Consider the following 8,451-nt stretch of genomic DNA (forward strand, 5'->3'; position numbering starts at 1 on the left):
AGATGGCCTCCGGCCTGGCCCGCGTACGGCCGCCGGGCGAGCTCGCCGCCGCGCGGGCCTACCGGCGCTCGTGGCTGCTGGGGTTCACCGACGAGGTGTACCGGCTGCTGCGCGAGGCCGAGTCGCGCGCCGCGACCGAGGCCGAGGCCGCCGGGGCCGGCACCGCGCTGGTGCTGGCCGACCGCCGGGCCGAGGTCGACCTGGCGGTGGCCGCCCACTATCCGCGCATCCGCATGTCCGTCCCGACGACCAGCGGCACGGGCTACCGCGCGGGCGTGCTGGCGGGCCGGCACGCCGACCTCGGACGCACCGGCATGCCCACCGCCACCGCCCGCGAACTGCCCCGCTGAGCCGCCCGGCCGCCCGGCCGCTCAGCCCAGCGCGGCCGAGACCAGCGAACGGGCCTCCTCCTGCACCTTGGCCAGGTGGTCGGGGCCCTTGAAGGACTCGGCGTAGATCTTGTAGACGTCCTCGGTGCCCGACGGGCGGGCGGCGAACCAGGCGTTCTCGGTCGAGACCTTCACGCCGCCGAGCGCCGCGCCGTTGCCGGGGGCCGCCGTCTGCACCGCCGTGATCGGCTCGCCGGCCAGCGACGACGCCGTCACCTGGTCGGCCGACAGCTTGGCCAGCACCGCCTTCTCCTCGCGGGTGGCGGGCGCGTCGACCCGGGCGTAGGCGGGCTCGCCGAACCGCTCGGTCAGGCGGCGGTAGTGCGCGCTCGGCGACTCGCCGGTCACCGCCAGGATCTCCGAGGCCAGCAGGGCGAGGATGAGGCCGTCCTTGTCGGTGGACCAGGGGGAGCCGTCGCGCCGCAGGAACGAGGCCCCGGCGCTCTCCTCGCCGCCGAACCCGAGCGAGCCGTCGAGCAGCCCGGGGACGAACCATTTGAAACCGACCGGCACCTCGTACAGGCGCCGGTCGAGCGAGGCGGCGACCCGGTCGATGACGCCGCTGCTCACCATCGTCTTGCCGACCCCCGCCGCGACGGGCCAGCCTTCGCGGTGGGCGTACAGGTAGGAGATGGCGACGGCCAGGTAGTGGTTGGGGTTCATCAGGCCGTCGGGGGTGACGACGCCGTGGCGGTCGGCGTCGGCGTCGTTGCCGGTGGCGATGTCGTACCTGTCGCGCTGGGCGATCAGCGACGCCATCGCGTACGGCGACGAGCAGTCCATGCGGATCTTGCCGTCCCAGTCGAGCGTCATGAACCGCCAGGTGGGGTCGACCAGCGGGTTGACCACGGTCAGGTCGAGGCGGTGGCGCTCGGCGATCTCGCCCCAGTAGGCCACGCTCGCCCCGCCCAGCGGATCGGCCCCGATGCGCACCCCGGCCGACCTGATCGCGTCGAGGTCCACCACGGACGGCAGGTCGTCGACGTACGCGCCGAGGAAGTCGTAGCGGCCGGCCGCGTCGAGGGCCTTGGCGTAGGAGATCCTGGACACGCCCTTCATGCCGTCGGCCAGCAGCTGGTTGGCGCGGTCCTGGATCCAGGAGGTGGCGTCGGTGTCGGCGGGGCCGCCGTGCGGCGGGTTGTACTTGAAGCCGCCGTCGGAGGGCGGGTTGTGCGACGGCGTCACCACCACGCCGTCGGCGAGCCCGGACGTGCGGCCCCGGTTGTGCCGCAGGACGGCGTGCGAGACGGCGGGGGTCGGCGTGTAGCCGTCGCGGGAGTCGATCAGCACCTCGACCCCGTTGGCCGCGAACACCTCCAGCGCCGACACGCGGGCGGGCTCGGACAGCGCGTGCGTGTCGATGCCCAGGAACAGCGGCCCGTCGGTGCCCTGGGAGGCGCGGTATTCGCAGATGGCCTGGCTGGTGGCCAGGATGTGGTCCTCGTTGAAGGCCGTCCGCAGCGAGGACCCGCGGTGGCCCGACGTGCCGAACGCCACCCGCTGCGCCACCTCGGCGGGGTCGGGGTGCAGGGCGTAGTAGGAGGTCACCAGCCGGGCGACGTCGACCAGGTCGGCGGGCTGGGCGGGCTGTCCTGCGCGATCGTGCGTCATGAGGCCACTTTACAAATCCGCCCCCTTCGTACGGGTGAGCGCGCCCGGCGGCGTGGGAAGATACAGGCGCGTCTGCCTCCAGAACGGAGTTCTGTTTCCATGCGTTTCGGATATTTCCTGAATGAACGGCAAGGGCCCGACCCGCTCGGCGCGCTCCGCGACGAGATCGCCCAGGCGGCCGAGGACGGCTTCGCCTCCGCCTGGCTGTCCCACATCTTCGGCCTCGACGCCCTCACCGCGCTGGCCGTGGCCGGCTCCCAGGTGCCCGGCATCGAGCTCGGCACCTCCGTCGTGCCCACCTACCCGCGCCACCCGGCGGCCCTGGCCCAGCAGGCGATGACGGCCAACGCCGCGCTCGGCGGCCGGCTGGCGCTCGGCATCGGCCTGTCGCACCAGGTCGTCATCGAGCACATGTTCGGCCTCAGCTTCGAGCGCCCCTACCGCCACATGAAGGAGTACCTCGACGTGCTGCTCCCGGCCAGCCGGGGCGAGCAGGTCAAGGCGGCGGGCGAGACGATCAGGGCCGACGTGCGGCTCACCACGCCGGGCGCGGGCTTCCCGGTGCTCATCGCCGCCCTCGGCCCGCGCATGCTGAAGCTGGCCGGCACGGTCGCCGACGGCACGGTGCTGTGGATGACCGGCCCGAAGACGGTGGCCGAGCACGTCGCCCCGACCATCACCGCCGCCGCCGCGGAGGCGGGCCGCCCGGCGCCGCGGATCGTCTGCGCGCTGCCCGTCTGCGTCACCGACGACCCCGCCGCGGCCGTCGAGCGCGCCAACGAGATCTTCGCCGTCTACGGCACGCTGCCCTCCTACCGGGCCATGCTCGACCGCGAGGGCGCCGCCGGGCCCGGGAACGTCGCGGTGGTCGGCGACGAGGAGTCCGTGCTCGCCCAGCTCGAACGGCTGCGCCAGGCCGGGGTGACCGACTTCGTCGGCGCGACCTTCGCCGAGCGGGAACGCACCCGTGAGCTGCTCATCGGCGCGTCGAAGGGTTCATAGGGGGACATCTCAATAAACTCCGGCAAGGTGAAGCGCTTGCTGCATGGCATAGACGTGTCGAACTGGCAGGGCTCCGTCGACTGGGCCGGTCACGCCGAGGCCGGGGTCTCCTTCGCCTTCGCCAAGGCCACCGAGGGCGGCGACTGGACCGACCGGTGGTTCGCCCGCAACTGGTCAGGAATGCGCGAGAGCTGGCTGGTGTGCGGGGCGTACCACTTCGCCCGGCCCAAGGGCGACCCGATCGAGCACGCCCGGCACTTCCTGGCGGTGCTCAGATCGGCGGGCGGCCTGCGCAGGGGCGACCTGGTGGCGCTCGACCTGGAGACCGGCGACGGGCAGCGCCCCGAGCAGGTCGCCAGGTACGCGCGCCGCTGGTGCCACCACGTCGAGCGGCACGCCGGCCTGCGGCCCTTCATCTACACCTTCCACTGGTTCGCCCGCTCGGGGAACTGCGCCGGCCTGGCCGACTACCCGCTGTGGATCGCCTCCCCCGAGAGGCCGCGCGGCGAACCCCTCGTGCCGCCGCCGTGGCGCGACTGGACAATCCACCAATATGCCAGCAGTCCGCTCGACCGGAACATCTTCCATGGCACCCGCCAGGACCTGACAAGGCTGGGGTTTCACCCGCGATAGCATCGGTGTTCACCATCGAACCAGCCTCGGTGCCGCACATCGAGCGCGATCCAAGGGAGACACCGTGTCAGCCGAGCTACGCATCACCCTCGCCGGAGCCGAGCGTGTGGTCGCGGCCGGCACGACGGCCGGTGAGGCGCTGGAGGCCGACGGCCGCACCGTCATCGCGGCCCGGGTCAACGGCGAGCCGCGCGACCTCGCCCACCCGCTGGCCCAGGACGACGTGGTCGAGCCGATCGAGGTCTCCAGCGAAGACGGCCGGGCCATCGTCCGCCACTCCACCGCGCACGTCATGGCGCAGGCGGTGCAGGAGCTGTTCCCCGAGGCCAAGCTGGGCATCGGCCCGCCCGTGGAGAACGGCTTCTACTACGACTTCGACGTCAAGCAGGCGTTCAACCCCGACGACCTCAAGCGCGTCGAGAAGCGCATGCGGGAGATCGTCAAGCAGGGACAGCTGTTCTCTCGCCGGGCCGTCAGCGACGACGAGGCGCGCGAGGAGCTGGCCGGCGAGCCGTACAAGCTGGAGCTGATCGGGCTCAAGGGCGGCGCGGCCGACGAGGAGAGCGTCGAGGTCGGGGCCGGGCAGCTCACGATCTACGACAACCTCGACGCCAAGACCGGCGAGCTGTGCTGGAAAGACCTGTGCCGGGGGCCGCACGTGCCCTCCACCCGGTCGATCCCGGCGTTCAAGCTCATGCGCTCCGGCGGCGCCTACTGGCGCGGCAGCGAGAAGAACCCGCAGCTCCAGCGCATCTACGGCACCGCCTGGGAGTCCCGCGACAAGCAGGACGAATACCTGAAGATGCTGGAGGAGGCCGAGCGGCGCGACCACCGCAGGCTCGGCGCCGAGCTCGACCTGTTCTCCTTCCCCGACGAGCTGGGCTCGGGCCTGGCGGTCTTCCACCCCAAGGGCGGCGTGATCCGCAAGGTGATGGAGGACTACTCGCGGCGCAGGCACGAGGAGGCCGGCTACGAGTTCGTCAACACCCCGCACATCACCAAGGAGAACCTCTACCAGGTCTCGGGCCACCTCGACTGGTACAAGGACGGGATGTTCCCGCCCATGGAGCTGGAGGGCGCCCGCTACTACCTCAAGCCGATGAACTGCCCGATGCACAACCTGATCTTCAGGGCGCGCGGGCGGTCCTACCGCGAGCTGCCGCTGCGGCTGTTCGAGTTCGGCACGGTCTACCGCTACGAGAAGTCCGGCGTGGTCCACGGCCTGACCCGGGTACGCGGCCTGACCCAGGACGACGCCCACATCTACTGCAGCCGCGAGCAGATGCGCGACGAGCTGACCTCGCTGCTGCGCTTCGTCCTCGACCTGCTGCGCGACTACGGCCTGGAGGACTTCTACCTCGAACTGTCCACCAAGGACCCGGAGAAGTTCGTCGGCTCCGACGAGGTGTGGGAGGAGGCCACCACCACGCTGCGCGAGGTGGCCGAGGCCGAGAACCTCCACCTGGTGATGGACCCGGGCGGCGCGGCCTTCTACGGGCCGAAGATCTCCGTCCAGGTGCGCGACGCCATCGGCCGCACCTGGCAGATGTCCACCATCCAGCTCGACTTCAACCTGCCCGAGCTGTTCGACCTGCAGTACCAGGCGGCCGACGGCTCCCGGCAGCAGCCGGTCATGATCCACCGGGCGCTGTTCGGCTCGGTCGAGCGGTTCTTCGGCGTCCTGGTCGAGCACTACGCCGGGGCGTTCCCCGCGTGGCTGGCGCCGGTGCAGGTGGTCGGCATCCCGATCGCCGACGCCCACGTGCCCTACCTCCAGGACGTCGCCAAGCGGCTGCGCGAGCGGGGCATCAGGGTCGAGGTCGACGCGGCCGACGACCGCATGCAGAAGAAGATCCGCAACGCCCAGAAGGCGAAGGTCCCGTACATGCTGCTGGCCGGCGACGACGACATCGCCAACGGCGCGGTGTCCTTCCGTTACCGCAACGGCGAGCAGAAGAACGGCGTGCCCGTCGAGGAGGCCATCGCCGAGATCGTCAACGCCGTGGAACGCCGCGTCCAGGTCTGACCCGCCGCTCCAGGCCCGGCGAGCCTTCCCAGCCTGCCGGGCCTGAGCCGTGCTTCGGGCGGCCCAGGCCCGGCCGGGTGTCAGTGCCGGCCGGGTGTCAGTGCCGGCCGGGTGTCAGTGCCGGCCGGGTGTCAGCGTCGGCCGGGCGTCAGCGGGGGAACAGGCGGAAGGCGACCGCCGGGCGGCCGTCGAAGCGTTCGGCGGCCTCCCGCGCGGAGCCCTCGATCAGCTCGCGGGCGTAGACCTCCGGGGCCTGGTCGGTCAGGGCCTCGATGTAGGCGCGGTGCTCCAGCAGCGAGCGCACGCCCCGCTCCAGACCGTCGGTGACGTCCACGGCGTGGGTGGGGGAGTTGGAGCCGGCGACGGCGACCCAGCGCACGCCGTTCCAGGGGGCGGCGTCGGTGTCGGGAAATATCCAGCGATTTCCGGCGTCTCCGGCGGCGTCCAGCACGGCCCGGCCCACCGCCCGGTGGTCGGGCGTGTTCCAGTACGTGCCGCCCCACGTGTCGTCGGGGTTGAGGGTGATCACCAGCTCCGGGCGGTGCCTGCGGATGGCGGCGGCGATGTCCCTCCTGAGCGCCGTCCCGTACTCGACGACCCCGTCGGCGTGGTCGAGGAACTCCACGGTGGTCACCCCCACCACGGCGGCGCTGGCCCGCTCCTCGCGCTCGCGCACCGGCCCGCACGCGGCGGGGTCGAGCGTGTCGATGCCCGCCTCGCCGCGGGTGGCGATCAGGTAGGAGACCTCGCGCCCGGCGTCGGTCCAGGTGGCGACGGCGGAGGCGCAGCCGTACTCCAGGTCGTCGGGGTGGGCCACGACGGCCAGGGCGCGCTGCCAGTCGGCGGGCATGGGTTCGAGTCGCTGTGCCATGCCCTCACCCTAGGCCCGTCGCGGAGGGCGGAGGATCACGCCGGAAGAGCGGCCCCTCGGCGCGGGGTCTTATGCTGCTTGGTATGCACGATCAGGCAGGAGCCGGGGCGCCCGACAACTTCCAGCGGCTGTGGACCCCGCATCGCATGGCCTACATCAAGGGCGAGAACAAGCCGACGGGCACCGGGCCGGGCGACGGCTGCCCGTTCGACGAGATCCCCCGGATGAGCGACGAGGACGGCCTGATCGTGGCCAGGGGAGAGGTCGTCTACGCCGTCCTCAACCTCTACCCGTACAACTCCGGCCACCTGATGGTCGTGCCCTTCCGGCACGTGTCCGGCTACGACGAGCTGACCCAGGCCGAGGTCGCCGAGCTGGGCGAGTTCACCCAGCGGTCGCTGCGCGCGCTGCGCAAGGCCAGCGGCGCGCAGGGCTTCAACGTGGGCATGAACCTGGGCCAGGTCGCGGGCGCCGGCATCGCCGCCCACCTGCACCAGCACGTCGTGCCGAGGTGGGGCGGCGACACGAACTTCATGCCGGTCGTGGCCCAGACGAAGGTGCTGCCCCAGCTCCTGCACGACACCCGGCAACTGCTGGCCGACGCCTGGGAGGACTGACGACACCGGTCGCGGCGCCGGCCTGAGGCGCCGGCCGGCGGCGTCGATCCCGGGCCCGCCGCCCGAGGCGTCAGTCGCCGGCGTGGGCCAGGTGGGAGGGGGCGGGGGCCTCGGCCGGGTGTTCGCGGCCGAGCGCGCCGATGCCCGCCGCGAGCAGCAGCGGCACGGCCAGCGCCAGAGCCATCGACAACACCGCGGCGCCCGAGTCGTTGACCAGCATCCCGATCACCCCGCTGACCAGCGTGCCGATCAGCCCGGCCCGCAGGGCGGGGGAGTGGCGGAACGCCGCGGGCACCACGCCCGCGCTGGCCTGCTCGGGCCGCAGGATCGCGTAGACGAGGAAGGCCACGGCCGCGATCACGATGGGCATGAGGTTGGGGCTGAGCAGCGTGGCCAGCATGGCCTGGAGCTTACGGAAGATCACCTCGAACGCCTCGCCGCTGAGCACCTGGCCCACGAACCTGCCCAGGTGCGTCTGCTCGTCGGGCGGACGCAGGTAGTTGAGCACGGCGAACGTCATCACGATCACCGCCCCGGCCACGCAGAACGCCCCCAGCTTCACGATCGACACCCGCTTGCCGGCCACCAGCAGCGCGGTCACCGCGATGCCCGGCACGAACGCGATCACGCCGCCGAAGTCGCTGCCCATGCCAGAGCCGCCCAGCACCATCGCGAACGCCCCGAGCACCACGATCGCGGCCACCCCCGGCCGCCCCGGCCAGCGGTGGGCGATCACGGTGGTGGCCAGCAGCGTGCCGGTGGCCAGCAGCGCGAACGGGATGTTGCCCAGGCCGTAGTAGCGGGCCCCGACCTCGGCGCTGTAGCCCATGACGCTGTTGAGCTGCAACGTCGTGCCCGTCAGCAGGTCGCCGGCGAGCGTGAGCGCGGTGATGCCGGCAACCACGGCGAGCGGGCCGAGCGGACGACGCCGCCAGGGCCCGCCGAAGGCCAGCGCGGTGACCACGACGACCCAGCCCAGCACCCCGGCGACCAGTTGCGGCAGGGTGGACCAGGGCAGCAGGTTGACCAGGTAGCTGGAGACCGGCAGGGCGGCCAGCGCGACCGCGGCCAGGCGCACCGGCGACAGGCCCTTGCGCCGCCGCAGCAGCAGGAACGCGACCACGTAGAACAGCACCTGCAACACCGCCACGACGGTGAAGTAGACGCCCTTGACCGACCGGATGGCCTGCGCGGTGGCGTCGGCCCGGCGCAGCCGGTCGATCGTCGCACCGGCGTCGCCGAGTTGCAGCGGCACCCCGACGACCGTGGCCGGCGCCGGCACGCCGAGCCGGGCCAGCACGG

General features: G+C 72.3%; 7 protein-coding genes and 1 pseudogene. 5 read left to right on the forward strand and 3 right to left on the reverse strand.

Features of this window, described 5'->3' with window-relative positions; genetic code table 11:
* Nucleotides 1-350 (forward strand): hypothetical protein (locus tag ACWCSD_RS41455; RefSeq protein ID WP_449923157.1); only part of this gene is annotated, 350 nt, incomplete at its 5' end.
* A 21-nt stretch (nucleotides 351-371) separates the two neighbouring features.
* Here ACWCSD_RS41455 and pgm read toward each other — a convergent pair.
* Nucleotides 372-2,000: a phosphoglucomutase (alpha-D-glucose-1,6-bisphosphate-dependent) gene (gene pgm / locus ACWCSD_RS41460; RefSeq protein ID WP_449923160.1), complete on the reverse strand. Its 1,629-nt coding sequence runs from the start codon at nucleotides 1,998-2,000 to the stop codon at nucleotides 372-374.
* Nucleotides 2,001-2,099: 99 nt separating this feature from the next.
* Between pgm and ACWCSD_RS41465 the strand changes: the two genes are divergently transcribed.
* From ACWCSD_RS41465 to thrS, 3 genes are all read left to right on the forward strand, one after another.
* The gene (locus ACWCSD_RS41465) at nucleotides 2,100-3,002 is read left to right on the forward strand and encodes an LLM class F420-dependent oxidoreductase (RefSeq protein ID WP_352361378.1); all 903 of its coding nucleotides are present in this window, start codon (nucleotides 2,100-2,102) and stop codon (nucleotides 3,000-3,002) included.
* Between the two features lie 36 nt (nucleotides 3,003-3,038).
* Complete coding sequence (locus ACWCSD_RS41470; protein ID WP_352361380.1) at nucleotides 3,039-3,635, forward strand: glycoside hydrolase family 25 protein; 597 nt, start codon at nucleotides 3,039-3,041, stop codon at nucleotides 3,633-3,635.
* A 64-nt stretch (nucleotides 3,636-3,699) separates the two neighbouring features.
* Entirely contained in the window at nucleotides 3,700-5,661 is a 1,962-nt protein-coding gene (gene thrS, locus ACWCSD_RS41475) for a threonine--tRNA ligase (RefSeq protein WP_358285709.1), read from the forward strand.
* 148 nt (nucleotides 5,662-5,809) lie between these two features.
* Here thrS and ACWCSD_RS41480 read toward each other — a convergent pair whose 3' ends face one another.
* Nucleotides 5,810-6,532, reverse strand: coding sequence for a PIG-L deacetylase family protein (locus ACWCSD_RS41480; protein ID WP_387665082.1), 723 nt, complete (start codon nucleotides 6,530-6,532; stop codon nucleotides 5,810-5,812).
* Between the two features lie 83 nt (nucleotides 6,533-6,615).
* On the opposite strand from ACWCSD_RS41480, the gene ACWCSD_RS41485 reads away from it, so the two are divergent.
* Nucleotides 6,616-7,149 carry an HIT family protein gene (locus tag ACWCSD_RS41485; RefSeq protein ID WP_397165483.1) on the forward strand — a complete coding sequence of 178 codons (534 nt, stop codon included), beginning with the start codon at nucleotides 6,616-6,618 and terminating at the stop codon, nucleotides 7,147-7,149.
* A gap of 70 nt (nucleotides 7,150-7,219) precedes the next feature.
* On the opposite strand, the pseudogene ACWCSD_RS41490 reads toward ACWCSD_RS41485, so the two are convergent.
* A pseudogene (locus tag ACWCSD_RS41490) lies at nucleotides 7,220-8,451 on the reverse strand (hypothetical protein); the annotation flags it as partial.

It is taken from the genome of Nonomuraea sp. NPDC001684 (genome assembly GCF_053596515.1).

Excerpts from the sequence above, each read along its gene's own strand:
- ACWCSD_RS41480 (WP_387665082.1), bottom strand. The coding sequence starts at position 6,532 with ATGGCACAGCGACTCGAACCCATGCCCGCCGACTGGCAGCGCGCCCTG.
- pgm (WP_449923160.1), bottom strand. The coding sequence starts at position 2,000 with ATGACGCACGATCGCGCAGGACAGCCCGCCCAGCCCGCCGACCTGGTC.
- ACWCSD_RS41465 (WP_352361378.1), top strand. The coding sequence starts at position 2,100 with ATGCGTTTCGGATATTTCCTGAATGAACGGCAAGGGCCCGACCCGCTC.
- ACWCSD_RS41485 (WP_397165483.1), top strand. The coding sequence starts at position 6,616 with ATGCACGATCAGGCAGGAGCCGGGGCGCCCGACAACTTCCAGCGGCTG.